The sequence below is a fragment of the Pseudomonas sp. RGM2987 genome, from assembly GCF_022952855.1.
In the GTDB taxonomy this organism is placed as follows: Bacteria; Pseudomonadota; Gammaproteobacteria; order Pseudomonadales; family Pseudomonadaceae; genus Aquipseudomonas.
The window spans coordinates 36,146-51,296 of record NZ_JALJDX010000187.1; the positions used below are offsets into that span (position 1 = coordinate 36,146).

Sequence of the window (15,151 nt, forward strand, 5' to 3'; positions counted from 1 at the left end):
TAATGTTCCCTACTGTTTTGGGGCACTGACGGGTGGCTGCAACTGTGTTCTCCAACGCTCCAGATTGCGCTGCAACACAGCCTCCGTCAGGCCGGACGCGGCCAATTCTGTCATCTTTTGCGCCAGCTGTCCGCGTAACCATGGGTCATTGCAGGCGGAGTTATGGGAAACCGCGAGGAACAGCCCCGGTTTATCCACCGGTTGCGGTGCGGCTTGCAGGTCGTTGGCCATCCCCAGCGTTTGCGCCATCGCCAGGCCCGAATAGCGCCCGGCCAGGACATATTCCACCTCCCCCAGCAGCAATTTCTGAAAGGCCTGGGTAAGGTTGGGCGTGCGGGTAAGGGACAATTGCTGCTCCGCAAAAACGCCGAATTCTGCTGTCATACGAGACTTTTCCGACAAGGCGCCGGGATGTCCGTGAAGGTCCTCGGGTCGGTTGATGACCAGCGTCGAACCCTTGCGGGTCCAGACCAGGTAATCATTTTCCAGCAGCGGCGGATGAACGTAGTCCAGGGCCTCAAGACCCGCGCTGGTCAATGGCGCGTCGGTGAGCAGGTCCATGCGCCCGCTGCGCACTTCATCCAGGGCCTGGGCACGCTTGCCGGCGTAAAGCAGTTCGATCTTGATCCCTAACTCCCCTGCCACTTTCTCCAGCAGATCGGCGCCAGCGCCAATCAGGTGCTTGGGATCCTGGGGATCTTGCCAGAGGTACGGCGGTGCGTCCGGGCTGCCGGTGGCGATCAGGCGTTCACATTTGCCGGCAGCGGCGGCCAGGCCTGGCACAACGGCCAAAACCCAGAACAATGACCAACCGGCCAAACGGCGAAGATCCATGGCCATACGCCCCCCTTGCGATAAATATCCGTGGTGCAGAAATAAAAAACCCGGCCTAAAGGCCGGGCTCTTTATAAGTGAAGACGCCGGATTAGACCAGCTTCTCCAACTCAGGGACCGCTTCGAACAGATCCGCCACCAGGCCATAATCGGCCACCTGGAAGATCGGCGCTTCTTCGTCCTTGTTGATCGCAACGATCACCTTGGAGTCTTTCATGCCGGCCAGGTGCTGGATCGCGCCGGAGATACCGACGGCGATGTACAGCTGTGGCGCAACGATCTTGCCGGTCTGGCCGACCTGCATGTCGTTGGGTACGAAACCTGCGTCCACTGCGGCGCGGGAAGCGCCGACGGCGGCGCCCAGCTTGTCGGCCAGGGCGTACAGGTGCTTGAAGTTATCGCCGTTCTGCATGCCACGACCGCCGGAAACGACGATCTTGGCAGCGGTCAGTTCAGGACGATCGGACTTGGCCAGTTCTTCGTTGACGAAGCTGGAGATACCCGCGTCGTGAGCAGCGCCCACAGCTTCCACGGCAGCCGAACCACCTTCAGCGGCAACCGGGTCGAAACCGGTGGCGCGGACGGTGATGACCTTGACCGAAGCGGTCGATTGCACGGTGGCAATGGCGTTACCAGCGTAGATCGGACGCTTGAAGGTGTCGGCGCTTTCTACCGAGATGATCTCGGAGATCTGGTCGACATCCAGGGCAGCTGCCACGCGCGGCAAGATATTCTTGCCGTTGGAAGTCGCGGCAGCCAGGATGTGGCTGTAGCCCTTGCCAAGCTCGGCCACCAGCGGTGCAACGTTTTCCGGCAACTGATGCGCATAGGCGGCGTTGTCGGCCGACAGCACTTTGGCCACGCCAGCGATTTTTGCAGCGGCTTCAGCCACGGCACCCACGCCTGCGCCTGCAACCAGGATGTGAACGTCGCCGCCGATTTTGGCCGCGGCGGCAACAGTGTTCAGCGTGGCCGGGGCCACGGCCTTGTTGTCGTGTTCAGCGATTACCAAGATAGTCATGTTCAGATTACCTTCGCTTCGTTTTTCAGTTTCTCGACCAATTCAGCCACCGACTTGACCTTGATGCCCGCGCTGCGTGCAGCCGGTGCTTCGACTTTCAGGGTCTTGTTGGTGGAGGCGGTGGAAACGCCCAAAGCATCAGGAGTCAGCACTTCAAGCGGCTTCTTCTTGGCTTTCATGATGTTCGGCAGGGACGCGTAGCGCGGCTCGTTCAAACGCAGGTCGGTGGTGACGATGGCTGGCAGCTTCAGCGAGACAGTCTGCGCGCCGCCGTCGATTTCGCGGGTCACGGCAACGCTGTCGCCGCTGACTTCGACTTTCGAGGCAAACGTGCCCTGACCGTAGCCGCTCAATGCAGCGAGCATCTGGCCGGTCTGGTTGTTGTCGCTGTCGATGGCTTGCTTGCCAAGGATCACCAGCTGAGGCTGTTCCTTGTCGACGACGGCCTTGAGCAGCTTGGCCACCGCCAGGGAAGTCAGGTCTTCGGCGGATTCGACGAGGATGGCGCGATCGGCACCCAGTGCCAGCGCGGTGCGCAGTTGTTCCTGGGCGGTGGTCGGGCCGATGGAGACGACGACGATCTCAGTCGCCACGCCTTTTTCTTTCAGGCGTACGGCTTCTTCTACGGCGATTTCGCAGAAAGGGTTCATCGACATCTTGACGTTGGCGAGGTCGACGCCGGAGTTGTCCGCCTTGACGCGAACCTTGACGTTATAGTCGACCACTCGTTTGACAGCTACAAGAACCTTCATGGATTCCTCGTTACTCTCCGGTGAAAAGAAAGTCGCCTAGGCGAACCTGGCGGTTGATGCTCATGGGGCGCAAGGGCACCTCTAAAAACGCCGGCATGAACCACACATGACCCTGCTCACGGGAGTGAAGACCATTCGTCAGTGATGACCGATGAGTCATTCATTATCGCGGCGTGTAAACTGCGCGTCCAAACCACGCATTACGTCACTTTGTGCTGCCTTCGCCCTGTCTTTAGAGGTGCTCTTGAAACCAACAGTCAGCCTACGGCGAGCGCAAAACCGCCCGTATCTTGACCGGAACACCTATTCCGGTCAATACGGCAAAATGGTCAGTCATAAGCCGTACGTCAGTGATTTATCTGGGCTGCGGCAATTTCAAACAAACGTTTGTATTGGACCCTGAGAGTGGTGTAGATATAATGCGCCGCCAAGAGAGACCCGCGTGTCATCCATTGTCGCTTTCGCCCGCTTCGTGAAGGAAGCAACGGATGCAACGCCAAACCTCCAATTAGAAAAATCGTGAGCCTTGAGTAGGAGATAGCCTGTGGAACGCGAATACATGGAATTCGACGTGGTCATCGTCGGTGCCGGCCCCGCTGGTTTGTCTGCCGCTTGCCGACTGAAACAGAAGGCCGCCGAAGCCGGTAACGAAATCAGCGTCTGCGTGGTCGAAAAAGGCTCCGAGGTCGGTGCGCACATTCTCTCCGGCGCGGTGTTCGAACCCCGTGCCCTGAACGAACTGTTCCCCGACTGGAAGGAACTTGGCGCACCGCTGAATACCCCGGTCAAGCGCGATGACATTTATGTCCTGAAAAACGCCGAGACCGCGAGCAAAATCCCTGACTTCTTCGTGCCCAAGACCATGCACAACGAAGGCAACTATATTATTTCCCTGGGCAACCTGTGCCGCTGGCTGGCCCAACAGGCCGAGAACCTGGGCGTGGAAATCTACCCCGGCTTCGCCGCCCAGGAAGCGTTGTTCGACGAGAACGGCGTGGTGCGCGGGATCATCACCGGCGACCTGGGTGTCGACCGCGAAGGCCACCCGAAAGAAGGCCTCTACACCCCCGGCATGGAACTGCGCGCCAAGTACACGCTGTTCGCCGAAGGCTGCCGCGGCCACATCGGCAAGCAACTGATCAAGCGCTTCAACCTGGACAGCGAAGCCGACGCCCAGCACTACGGCATCGGCCTGAAGGAAATCTGGGAAATCGACCCGGCCAAGCATCAACCGGGCCTGGTGGTCCACACCGCCGGTTGGCCGCTGGACATCATGGGCACCGAGAACACCGGCGGCTCGTTCCTCTATCACCTGGAAAACAACCAGGTGGTGGTCGGCCTGATCGTCGACCTGTCCTACAGCAACACCTACCTGTCGCCGTTCGACGAGTTCCAGCGCCTCAAGCACCACCCGGTGCTCAAGCAATACCTGGAAGGCGGCAAGCGCGTCAGCTACGGCGCCCGCGCCATTTGCAAGGGTGGCCTGAACTCGCTGCCGAAGATGGTGTTCAAGGGCGGCGCGCTGATCGGTTGCGACCTCGGCACCCTGAACTTCGCCAAGATCAAGGGCAGCCACACCGCGATGAAGTCCGGCATGCTCGCCGCCGATGCCGTAGCCGACGCGCTGTTCGCCGGCTCCGAGGGCACCGACGAGCTGACCAGCTACGTCGACGCGTTCAAGGCCAGCTGGCTCTATGAAGAGCTGTTCGCCAGCCGCAACTTCGGCGCGGCGATCCACAAGTACGGCGCGATCATCGGTGGCGGCTTCAACTGGCTCGACCAGAACATCTTCGGCGGCAAGCTGCCGTTCACCCTGCACGACAACAAGCCCGACTATGCGTGCCTGAAGCTGGCAGCCGACTGCAAGAAGATCGACTACCCGAAACCCGACGGCAAGCTCAGCTTCGACAAACTCAGCTCGGTGTTCATCTCCGGCACCAACCACGAAGAAGAACAGCCCTGCCACCTGAAGCTGACCGACCCGAGCATCCCGATCGGCAAGAACCTGCCGCTCTACGACGAACCGGCCCAACGCTACTGCCCGGCCGGCGTTTACGAAGTGGTGACGAAGGAGGACGGTGAGAAGCGCTTCCAGATCAACGCCCAGAACTGTGTTCACTGCAAGACCTGTGACATCAAGGATCCGGCGCAGAACATCACCTGGGTAACGCCGGAAGGCGCCGGTGGGCCGACTTACCCGAACATGTAAGCCGATTCGCTGAAAAAAGAGGCTCCCGCAATGGGGGCCTTTTTGTTGCCTGCGATTTAAAGAACTCCACCGTGCAAAATGTGGGAGCGAGCTTGCTCGCGAAGGCGGTGTGTCAGGCAGCATCAATATTGAATGTGCCGCCGCTTTCGCGAGCAAGCCCGCTCCCACAAGGGGCTGTCACACATTAGGCGGCGCGCTCTTCCCCTGGGTTGCGCTCGAAGTAGCGCTTGTACTCCCGACTGAACTGCGACGAGCTCTGGTACCCCACCTGATGCGCCACCTGCGCCACACCCATGCCGTCGACGAGCAACAACCGCTGAGCCTTGAGCAAACGCAAGCGCTTGAGGTACTGCACCGGCGAGAGCAAAGTGCTGCGCTTGAAATGTTCATGAAAGGTCGAAGCGCTCATGTTGGCGCAACTGGCGAGCGTCTCGACGTTCAGCGGCTCGGTGAAATGCGCGTGCAGATGGCTCAGGGCCGCGGCAATCCGGGCGAACTGCCCGTGCTGTTCCACCAGCGCCCGGAGCACATCGGCCTGGGGCCCGCGCAAGGCAGCGAAGAGCAACTCACGCAGTCGCGCCTGGCCCATGACCTGGCATTCCAGCGGGTCGTGCAAGCACTGCAACAGACGTTCGACGCATCCGCGCATGGCGCCATCGAGCACGGCGCTGGTCATGGATTCCGGCGTCTGGGCTGCGAGGCTTCGCCCCGGCATCAACCCCATCGCCAGCACCAGTTCGCCCAACAGCGCCCGATCGATCGCCACGGAAATCCCGAGCAGCGGAGCATCGGGCATGGCGTAGGTTTCGCACTCGAAGGGCACCGGCAGCGCCTGGATCAGATAATGCCCGGCGCCGTACTCCAGCGTACGCGGTCCCAGGTACGCCAGTTTGCTGCCCTGGGCGATGATCACCAGGCTCGGCTCGTAGAGCTGCGGACCACGGGCGATATCCTCGCTACACCGCAGCACTTGCACGCCCGGCAGGCGTGTAGGGATAAAACCGTCACGGGTCGCCAGGGGTTCGATCAGCGAAACCAGCGCCGCGTTGGCATCGAGATGACGGGTCAGCAACATGGGAAAAACTTCACGGAAAAAGGGACGGGAACATCATCGCAGGTCTGGCGTCAGATAGAAGCAATCCCAGGCCAAGGCCGGAGGATTAGGCATGACACCCGTAGGAATCGCCATCGCCGGATGCCGCGATGGCTCCCAGAATAGATTGCCTCACTGTTCACTGCTTAGCGAGGTCCATCATGTACACCGCCATCGGATACGCCGCCCAATCGCCCACCGCTCCTCTCGCTCCCATTAAGTTCGAACGCCGCAGCCCGCAGGCCGACGACGTAGCCATCGAGATTCTCTACTGTGGCGTCTGCCACTCCGATATCCACCAGGCTCGCAACGAATGGGGCATCGCTGTCTACCCGCTGATGCCCGGCCACGAGATCGTAGGGAAGGTTACCGCCGTTGGTGCGAATGTCACCCGTTATAAAATCGGCGACCTGGTGGGTGTTGGCTGCATGGTCGACTCCTGCCGCGAGTGCGAAGCATGCCATGCTGATCTGGAGCAATATTGCTACCAGGGCATGACCCAGACCTACGCCAGCCCGGACCGTATCAGCGGCGGGCATACCATGGGCGGTTACTCCAACAGCATCGTGGTCAATGAGCACTTCGTGTTGCGCATCCCCGCCGCACTCGACCCGGCCAGCGCCGCGCCGATTCTCTGTGCCGGCATCACCACCTACTCGCCCCTCAAGCACTACGGCGTGAAAGCCGGCGACAAGGTCGGCGTGCTGGGCATGGGCGGCCTCGGCCACATGGGCATCAAGTTCGCCAAGGCCATGGGCGCGGAAGTCACGCTGTTCACCCGCTCGGCCAGCAAGGCTGAAGAGGCTCGTCGCCAGGGTGCCGATCATGTGATTGTGTCCACCGACGCCGAGCAGATGGCCGCCGCGGCCGGACGCTTCCACTTCCTGCTGGACACCATTCCGGTGCAGCACGACCTCAATCCCTACCTCAGCACCCTGCGCTTCGACGGCGTGCACATTCTGGTGGGTCTGGTCGAGCCAATTGATCCGCCGGTGCATGCGGCCAATCTGATCATGGGCCGTCGGGTCCTGGCGGGCTCGTTGATCGGCGGGATCGCCGAAACCCAGGAAGTGCTGGACTTCTGCGCCGAGCACAACATCAGCTGCGACATCGAGATGCTCGACATCCGTCAGATCAACGAGGCCTACAGCCGCATGATCGCCGGTGACGTGAAGTACCGCTTCGTCATCGACATGGCCACGCTCAAGGCCTGACGCAGTGGCCTGTACGGTTAATTCGAGTACACGAATTAGCCACACAGGCCACTAATCAGACCTTGGCGCCCAACTCCGCCGACAGCCGGGCTGTGACCCCTTTGACCAGAGGAATCAGCTCGGCCATTTTTTCCAGCGGCATGTACGGCACGGTGCTGGCGATGCTGATGCCGGCGACGATCCGCTTGCCGGCGTCACGAATCGGTGCCGCCACGCAGCGAATCGACGGCTCGTTGTCCTCCAGGTCGAATGCATAGCCGCCGGCCACATATTCCACCATCCGCTGCTGGAACTGCTCCCAGGACTGTTCCTGATGCTGGGGCCAGAACTGATTCTTCCCACCGGCTGGCAGGCTGATTTCGTACAGTCGCTGCCATTGCTCCTGGGTGTCGTCGAGCATCAGCGCCTTGCCGATCCCGGTGCGCGCCAGCGGCATGCGATGGCCGACCCGCGAACGCATTTCCGGGCCATTGCGTCCCGGATTCTTCAGCAGGTACAAGACCTCGTCGCCCTCGCGAATCGCCAGGTGCACGGTATCCCCGGTGAGCGCCGACAACTCGTCCAGATACGGCCCCGCCAGGCTCACCAACGGCAGCTCTTCCCGCGCCTGGAAACCCAGCTCGATCAACTTCGGCCCCAGCAGGTAACCCACTTGCGGCACCACGCGCAGGTAACGTTCGTCCACCAGGCAACTGGCCAGCCGGTGTGTGGTGCTGCGAGTAGTGCCGATCAGCCGGGCGATTTCCTTCAAGTCACGGGCGCCACTGGCAACCGCCTGGACAACACCCAGGCCACGCAGCAACGTCTGCGTGCCCGTAGGTGCCGCGTCCTTGGTGATTTTTGGATCGTCTTGCTGCATATCCGGCCTTCAACAGTGAGCGGGGAACGGGCGGCATTATGGTCGCCCGCCCCGTCGGACTACAACTCGATGCGCTCGACCTTCCCCACCAGGAGGATGTAGGACAGCGCGCCAACCAGCGCCAGAACGGCGATGTAGGTGATAGCCGGGGCAAACGAATCACCGTTGGCCAGGAAACCAATCACAATCGGCGTAGCAATGGCGGCCAGGTTACCAATGAAGTTGAACACTCCACCCGTCAGTCCAAGCAAGCGAGCCGGCGCCAGGGTGGACACCAGCGACCAGGTGATCGAAGCCAGGCCATTGCCGAAGAACGCCAGGGCCAGGAATGCAATCACCAGCGGCGTCGATTCGACAAAGTTGGCGCCGATGATCGAAGTGGAGATCAGCAACCCGCCGATGATCGGCAGCTTGCGTGCAAAGCCCACGCTGCTGCCGCGCCGGATCAGCCAGTCGGAGAAGAACCCGGAACACAACACGCCGATAAACGCCGCGAGGAACGGCAGCGATGCCAGCAGACCGGACTTGATGAAGTCCATGCCACGGTATTTCACCAGGTAGGTCGGGAACCAGGTCAGGAAGAACCACAACGTGGAATTCAGGCAGAACTGCCCCAGATAAATACCCCACAGTTTGCGCTGGGTCAGGACGATGCCCAGGTCGGTCCAGCTGAATTTCGCCTTGGCCTTGGCCGTGTCGGCCTGGATATCCACCAGCCCGCCACCGGCGCGGATCAGTTCGATTTCGGCGGCGTTGGCGCCTTTGAAATCCCGTGGCTCGCGATACACCGCGTACCAGATCACCGCCCAGAGGATACCCACCGCACCGGTCACCACGAACACCATGTGCCAGCCGAACGCGTGTTGCAGCCAGGCCAGCACCGGCGTCAGGAACGCCAGCCCGACGAATTGCCCGGAGGTGTAGAAGCCGATGGCCGTGGCCCGCTCGCGCTCGGGAAACCAGGTGGTGACCACGCGGCTATTGATCGGATACGCCGGGGCTTCCAGCGCCCCGACTGCCATGCGCAGGATGAACAGCGCGATGAAGCTGGCAGCGAAACCGAGCATGACCGTCGCCGCCGACCACAACAGCAGCGCCACGCTGTACAGGATGCGCGGCGGCACCCGGTCCACCAGCCAGCCGCCGGGGATCTGCATGGCCGCGTAGGTCCAGCCGAACGCCGAGAAAATCAGCCCGACGTGGATTGGGTCGATGCCCAGTTCAGAAGTCAGCGCGGGCGCTGCGATTGAGAGGTTACTGCGGTCCAGGTAGTTGATCACCACGGTGATGAACAGCAGGACCATGATGAAAAAACGCTTGCGGCTGGGCGTCACCAACGACGCCTGCGCGCTCAAGGTGTGCGCTTGCATGTGAGGTGCCTCTTTTTATGGTTATTGAGGGCGAAACGAATGAGCAGTCAAGCCGAGTCGTGGCGAGGGAGCTTGCTCCCGCTGGGACGGTCCGACGCCTCGGGCGCAGCAGCCCTTCGATGTATGGACAAACAACCTGCGACTGCTGCGCAGTCGGGCGGGAGCAAGCTCCCTCGCCACAGGGGTAATGGGGTGCCTAGGCAATCACCACTCGGCAAAACTGCCATCGGCATGCCGCCAGATCGGGTTGCGCCAACGGTGTCCGATGGCCGCACGCTCGATGACGTATTCCTCGTTGATTTCGATGCCCAGGCCCGGGCCGTTGGGGATCTTCACGAAGCCTTTGTCGTAGTCGAACACCTGCGGATCCTTGATGTAGTCCAGCAGGTCGTTGCTCTCGTTGTAGTGGATGCCCAGGCTCTGCTCCTGGATGAACGCGTTGTAGCAGGCGGCGTCCAGTTGCAGGCAGGCCGCCAGGGCAATCGGGCCCAACGGGCAGTGCAGCGCCAGGGCCACGTCGTAGGCTTCGGCCATGTTGGCGATCTTGCGGGTTTCGGTGATGCCGCCGGCGTGGGACGCATCCGGCTGGATGATGTCCACGTAGCCTTCACTGAGCACGCGCTTGAAATCCCAACGGGAGAACAGCCGCTCGCCCAAGGCAATCGGTGTGCTGGTCAGCGGCGCCAGCTCCTTGAGGGCTTCGTAGTTTTCACTGAGCACCGGCTCTTCGATAAACATCAGCTTGAAGGGATCGAGTTCCTTCATCAGCACCTTGGCCATCGGTTTGTGGACCCGACCGTGAAAGTCCACGCCAATGCCGACGTTCGGTCCCACTGCATCGCGCACCGCCGCGACGTTGGCCAGGGCCAGGTCGACCTTCTCGAAGGTGTCGAGGAATTGCAGCTCTTCGGTGCCGTTCATTTTCACCGCAGTGAACCCGCGCCCTACTGCTTCTTTCGCCGCGCGGGCAGTGTCGGCCGGGCGGTCGCCGCCGATCCACGAATACACGCGGATCTTGTCGCGCACTTGGCCGCCGAGCAAATCGCTGACCGACACGCCAAGAGCCTTGCCCTTGATGTCCCACAACGCCTGATCGATGCCGGCCAGGGCGCTCATGTGCACCGCGCCACCGCGATAGAAGCCGCCGCGATAGAGCACGGTCCAGATGTCTTCGATGTTGCGTGGGTCTTTGCCGATCAGGTAGTCGGACAATTCATCAACGGCAGCGGCCACCGTGTGAGCACGGCCTTCGACTACAGGCTCGCCCCAGCCGGTCACGCCTTCGTCGGTTTCGACCTTGAGGAAGCACCAGCGCGGCGGAACGATAAAGGTGGTCAGTTTGGTGATTTTCATCTTGTTGTCTCTCTTATCGGATGCAGCGCCTGCAGCGCCGGAAAAATCTTCAGTTCAAGGCATTCCACGCGGCCACGTAGGCTTTGGCGCGCACCGCCACTTCAGCGGCGGTCAGCCCAGGCTTGAACAACCCGGAGCCGAGGCCGAAACCCTTGACGCCGGCCTCGATAAACGCCGCCATGTTGTCCGGTGTGATCCCGCCCACCGGCACCAGCACAATCCCGGCCGGCAACACCGCCAGCCAGGCCTTGACCACTGCCGGGCCCATTTGCTCAGCAGGAAACATCTTCAATACATGGGCGCCTTCGGCCAGCGCGGCAAACGCTTCGGTAGGCGTGGCGACACCCGGCGACAGGTACAACCCCGCCGCTTTCGCCGCACGCAAGACTTTCGGGTCGCTGTGGGGCATGACAATCACTTGGCCGCCGGCAGCCTTGACCTGCTCCACTTGCTCCGGCGTGAGCACGGTGCCGGCCCCGATCAGGCAATCGGCGGGCAAGGTACTGCGCAGGATGCGGATACTTTCGTACGGCTCGGGGGAATTGAGCGGTACTTCGATGACGCGAAATCCAGCGCTATAAAGGACTTCGCCGATGGCGGCCGCCTCTTCGGGACGCAGACCGCGCAGGATCGCGACCAGACCGTTTTGCGCCAGTGCTTGAGTGAGCATTTCAGACCTCCAGTCAAATTCAGCGATCAAGCAGCCCGGCCGCCAGGGCCAGCTGCCATAACCCGCGTTCGGTGGCCTGTTCGGCCAAGGTCACCCGGGCGAAACCGCAGGCGTCGAGCGCCCGTTGATAACGGGCACAAAGTTGGGAATTGCCGATCAGCACTACCGTCGGCAAGTGGACGCTGTTGCGCCGCTGGCGTTGCACGACGGCCAGCGCCGTCAATTCGTGGCCGATCAACAGGCCGGAAAGGTAATCGGCCTGGGCAGCGGCGCCGAGCGCGCCGGTCAGGCCAAGGCTGCGGGCGCTGAACACTGTGGACAGCGGGCCGATCGCGCCGTCTGTGGACAACGCCACGTGTACACCGCGGTCGAAGGCCTCGCCGTCGAACGTCGCGCCCCGCTGCTGGGTCCGGCCAAGAATGCTGTGATCGCTGAGCACGGCGAAGATTTCACCGGTCATGAAGGTATCGAAATGCACGATGCAGCCGTCGGCCACTTCTACCCATTTCGAGTGGCTGCCGGGCAGGCCGATCAGCACGGTCTCGTCCGGCAGGCTGTGCAAGGCGCCGAGCACCTGAGTCTCTTCACCGCGCATCACGTTGGGTAAGCGAGAACGCTGAATCACGCCCGGCACGATGTGCACGTCGACACCGCGAAGACTGCGAATGGTTTGTAGGGAATGACCGAGATTGGCAACGTTGGCCGGCGTGTCGCAGTAAGGCGCTTCGCGCCAGCCCTGGGCGCTGCCCACCATGCCGCAGGCAATCACCGGCAAGCCTGGCTGCGCGTCGAGCCAGTCGCCGCAGGCCTCATCGAACGCCAGCTCGAAACCGTCGATACAGACCCGACCGGCCACGGTGCGTGGCCCCGACGGCAACTGCATGATTCCCGACGACAGCGAGCGCTGCTCGAGCACCTCGCCATCGGCTGCGAGTTTGTAAGCCCGTAATGAGGTGGTCCCCCAATCGAGCGCAATCAATTGCGCCTGCATCCGCTTCACCTGTTTTGTTTTTGGCAGTGAGTGGAACGGACTATAAACCTGAGCGCGGCAAAATCTCAATATATAAATATAACTCCCATATATTGGGATAAAACAAAAATCAGCAAGCTAATCGTCATTGCATCGCAGGCCTGCTAAGTTGCCTGTCCGGACGTCAAGAAACTCATAAGGAAACGTTAATGGGACAACTGCTGAAAATCCTCGGTCGCACTTCCTCGATCAACGTCAGAAAAGTCCTTTGGACCTGCCAGGAACTGGACCTCGCCTACGAGCGCGAAGACTGGGGCATCGGCTTTGCCTCCACCCATGATCCGGCGTTCCTGGCGCTAAACCCCAATGCTCAGGTGCCGGTGATCATTGACGAGAACGGTGTGCTCTGGGAGTCGAACACCATCTGCCGCTATCTGGTAGGCAAACACGGTCGCAGCGATCTACTGCCCACCGAGCCGGCTGCACGGGCACGGGTCGAACAGTGGATGGATTGGCAGGCCACCGAACTCAACCCGTCATGGGGTTATCCGTTTTACGCACTGGTGCGCAAGGATCCGGATTGCCAGGATCCGCAGCGCATCGCCGCCGGGGTCAAGGGCTGGAACGAGAAGATGGGTTTGCTGGAGCAGCAGTTGAGCCGCACCGGCGCCTACGTGGCCGGTGCGGATTTTTCCCTCGCCGATGTGCTGATCGGCCTGTCCGTCCACCGCTGGCGCCAGACGCCCATGGAGCGTCCTGACTACCCGGCCGTGGCGGCTTATTGCAAACGCCTCGAACAACGGCCGGGGTTTGCCGAATACGGTGGGCCCGCGTATTCCTGAGGCCCTCAGTTGCCCTGGGCGAAATCCCGCAGCACCTTGCCATCCATCCGGTAGCGCACCCACTCTTCCTGTGGCTGCGCGCCGAGGGACTTGTAGAATTCGATGGCCGGCGTGTTCCAGTCCAGCACGCTCCATTCGAAACGACCGCAATCGTTGTCACAAGCGATCTTCGCCAGGTGACGCAACAAGGTCTTGCCCGCCCCGCCGCCGCGTTGCTCGGGCGTGATGTACAGGTCTTCGAGGTACAGGCAGTTGCTGCCCAGCCAAGTGGAATAGCTGAAGAAAAACACCGCGAAACCGATCGGCACACCGTCACGCAGGCAAATCAGCCCATGGGCGGTCGCGCCCTCGCTGAACAGACTGCGCTCGATGTCCGCCACACTGGCGATGACTTCGTGACGGGCCTTCTCGTAGTCCGCCAGCTCGGTGATAAAGGCAAGGATTTGCGGCGCATCGCTGGGTTGCGCAGGACGGATCTCGATCGACATGAACAGGCCTTGTAGCCAATTGAAAGCGCCATACTAAGCCGCGAACGGGCGCTCGTCACATTTCAATTCAGATTGATGAGGGTGTCTGCCCATTCCCTCAAAAGCACCGCTCGTCGCCCCCGAGGCACCAACGCCAGGCGAACAAGGCCCAAGATCAGGCAAGCATTCTGAAAAATGGAGGCGACACCATGATCACTTCAAGGCTGACTGCATTCACTCTTGCCACGCTGCTGTCTTCAGTGGCTTTGGCGGCAACCACCTCGGGCACCGGCCCGACCGACCCGGTGCAGGCGCCCAACTCGCCAGCCACCCAAGGCTTGCCCAAGCTGAACACTGACGGCACCGGCGGCACGCTGAACAACGGGCAGCCGCCTGCTACCGGCACCGATCCGCGGGTGCAAGGCAATGACACGGGTCGCCAGGGCGTGACCACTCCGGACTCCACCGCCCCCGATAACGCCGAGACCGGCGTGGGCTCGAAAACCACCACCGGTGGTTCGGGTTCCGAAGGTGGCGCCAGCCAATAGCCTCTGCTCACACACCTGAGGAGGAAAGTCCCATGCCTCGTGGAAGCAAAGACAAATACGCCGCCGAGCAAAAGCGCAAGGCCGAGCACATCGAAGAGAGTTACGAAGACAAAGGTGCGTCAAAGGACGAGGCCGAGGCGCGGGCTTGGGCGACGGTGAACAAGCAGTCCGGCGGCGGCGAACGCTCCGGCGGCTCGGGGAAGGCAAAACCGGCTGCCGAGAAGAAAACCGATCGCAAGGAATCAGCCCGGCGCGCGGCCAAGACCCGCGAAGGTCATCCGCGCAGCAGCAAGGCGTCCCATGGGGCCCAGACTGTGGATAACCTCATGAAGGAAGCCCGAGCGAAGAACATTCCCGGGCGTTCGAAAATGCGTAAGCAGGAACTGGTCGAGGCGCTGCGCAAGGCTGGGTGACGTCGACGTTTGGAAGGACGCAATCGCGAGCAGGCTCACTCCCACAATGGATTGGCGGTGTACGCCAGTCCTCTAGCCGACATAAAAACCCTGTGGGAGCGAGCCTGCTCGCGATTGCGGTGCGTCAGCCAGCAAAGATGTCGGATGTGCCGCCGCCTTCGCGGGCAAGCCCGCTCCCACAGTGGATTGGCGGTGTACGCCAGTCCTCTAGCCGACATAAAAACCCTGTGGGAGCGAGCCTGCTCGCGATTGCGGTGGGTCAGCCAGCAAAGATGTCGGATGTGCCGCCGCCTTCGCGGGCAAGCCCGCTCCCACAGTGGATTGGCGGTGTACGCCAGTCCTGTAGCTGGCACAAAACCCTGTGGGAGCGAGCCTGCTCGCGATTGCGGTGGGTCAGCCAGCAAAGATGTCGGATGTGCCGCCGCCTTCGCGGGCAAGCCCGCACAGTGTATTGGCGGTGTACGCCAGTCCTGTAGCTGGCACAAAAAACCTGTGGGAGCGGGCTTGCTCGCGAAAGCGGTGCGTCAGCTGACAAA

15 protein-coding genes are annotated in these 15,151 nt (G+C 61.5%); 5 read left to right on the forward strand and 10 right to left on the reverse strand.

Annotated elements, in window-relative coordinates; all coding sequences use genetic code 11:
- Positions 1-9: 9 nt before the first annotated feature.
- The 3 genes from RGM2987_RS12440 to RGM2987_RS12450 all read right to left on the reverse strand — a co-directional run bounded on the left by RGM2987_RS12440 (position 10) and on the right by RGM2987_RS12450 (position 2,607).
- Positions 10-834, reverse strand: coding sequence for a transporter substrate-binding domain-containing protein (locus RGM2987_RS12440; protein ID WP_245141411.1), 825 nt, complete (start codon positions 832-834; stop codon positions 10-12).
- Positions 835-925: 91 nt separating this feature from the next.
- Positions 926-1,855, reverse strand: coding sequence for an FAD-binding protein (locus RGM2987_RS12445; protein WP_245141413.1), 930 nt, complete (start codon positions 1,853-1,855; stop codon positions 926-928).
- Positions 1,856-1,857: 2 nt separating this feature from the next.
- Entirely contained in the window at positions 1,858-2,607 is a 750-nt protein-coding gene (locus tag RGM2987_RS12450) for an electron transfer flavoprotein subunit beta/FixA family protein (RefSeq protein WP_007908338.1), read from the reverse strand.
- A 544-nt stretch (positions 2,608-3,151) separates the two neighbouring features.
- On the opposite strand from RGM2987_RS12450, the gene RGM2987_RS12455 reads away from it, so the two are divergent.
- Complete coding sequence (locus RGM2987_RS12455; RefSeq protein WP_245141415.1) at positions 3,152-4,816, forward strand: electron transfer flavoprotein-ubiquinone oxidoreductase; 1,665 nt, start codon at positions 3,152-3,154, stop codon at positions 4,814-4,816.
- Between the two features lie 184 nt (positions 4,817-5,000).
- Here RGM2987_RS12455 and RGM2987_RS12460 read toward each other — a convergent pair whose 3' ends face one another.
- Complete coding sequence (locus RGM2987_RS12460; protein WP_245141418.1) at positions 5,001-5,891, reverse strand: AraC family transcriptional regulator; 891 nt, start codon at positions 5,889-5,891, stop codon at positions 5,001-5,003.
- Between the two features lie 179 nt (positions 5,892-6,070).
- Here RGM2987_RS12460 and RGM2987_RS12465 point away from each other — a divergent pair, with 179 nt between their 5' ends.
- A complete protein-coding gene (locus RGM2987_RS12465) occupies positions 6,071-7,123 on the forward strand; it encodes an NAD(P)-dependent alcohol dehydrogenase (protein WP_245141420.1) in 1,053 nt (350 codons plus the stop codon).
- A gap of 55 nt (positions 7,124-7,178) precedes the next feature.
- Here the strand turns inward: RGM2987_RS12465 and RGM2987_RS12470 are convergent, their stop codons facing one another.
- The 5 genes from RGM2987_RS12470 to RGM2987_RS12490 all read right to left on the reverse strand — a co-directional run bounded on the left by RGM2987_RS12470 (position 7,179) and on the right by RGM2987_RS12490 (position 12,366).
- Positions 7,179-7,982 carry an IclR family transcriptional regulator gene (locus tag RGM2987_RS12470; protein ID WP_245141423.1) on the reverse strand — a complete coding sequence of 268 codons (804 nt, stop codon included), beginning with the start codon at positions 7,980-7,982 and terminating at the stop codon, positions 7,179-7,181.
- 59 nt (positions 7,983-8,041) lie between these two features.
- The gene (locus tag RGM2987_RS12475; RefSeq protein WP_245141426.1) at positions 8,042-9,352 is read right to left on the reverse strand and encodes an MFS transporter; all 1,311 of its coding nucleotides are present in this window, start codon (positions 9,350-9,352) and stop codon (positions 8,042-8,044) included.
- 204 nt (positions 9,353-9,556) lie between these two features.
- Complete coding sequence (gene dgoD / locus RGM2987_RS12480) at positions 9,557-10,705, reverse strand: galactonate dehydratase (protein ID WP_245141428.1); 1,149 nt, start codon at positions 10,703-10,705, stop codon at positions 9,557-9,559.
- A 49-nt stretch (positions 10,706-10,754) separates the two neighbouring features.
- Positions 10,755-11,375, reverse strand: a complete 621-nt coding sequence (locus tag RGM2987_RS12485; RefSeq protein WP_245141432.1) for a 2-dehydro-3-deoxy-6-phosphogalactonate aldolase — start codon at positions 11,373-11,375, stop codon at positions 10,755-10,757.
- Between the two features lie 19 nt (positions 11,376-11,394).
- Entirely contained in the window at positions 11,395-12,366 is a 972-nt protein-coding gene (locus RGM2987_RS12490; RefSeq protein WP_245141434.1) for a 2-dehydro-3-deoxygalactonokinase, read from the reverse strand.
- A 188-nt stretch (positions 12,367-12,554) separates the two neighbouring features.
- On the opposite strand from RGM2987_RS12490, the gene RGM2987_RS12495 reads away from it, so the two are divergent.
- Positions 12,555-13,187: a glutathione S-transferase gene (locus RGM2987_RS12495; RefSeq protein WP_245141436.1), complete on the forward strand. Its 633-nt coding sequence runs from the start codon at positions 12,555-12,557 to the stop codon at positions 13,185-13,187.
- 5 nt (positions 13,188-13,192) lie between these two features.
- On the opposite strand, the gene RGM2987_RS12500 is transcribed toward RGM2987_RS12495, so the two are convergent.
- Positions 13,193-13,675: a GNAT family N-acetyltransferase gene (locus tag RGM2987_RS12500; RefSeq protein ID WP_053150223.1), complete on the reverse strand. Its 483-nt coding sequence runs from the start codon at positions 13,673-13,675 to the stop codon at positions 13,193-13,195.
- Between the two features lie 188 nt (positions 13,676-13,863).
- On the opposite strand from RGM2987_RS12500, the gene RGM2987_RS12505 reads away from it, so the two are divergent.
- Positions 13,864-14,202, forward strand: a complete 339-nt coding sequence (locus RGM2987_RS12505) for a hypothetical protein (RefSeq protein WP_245141439.1) — start codon at positions 13,864-13,866, stop codon at positions 14,200-14,202.
- 32 nt (positions 14,203-14,234) lie between these two features.
- Positions 14,235-14,615, forward strand: a complete 381-nt coding sequence (locus tag RGM2987_RS12510) for a Rho termination factor N-terminal domain-containing protein (RefSeq protein ID WP_245141442.1) — start codon at positions 14,235-14,237, stop codon at positions 14,613-14,615.
- The last annotated feature ends 536 nt before the right edge of the window (positions 14,616-15,151 follow it).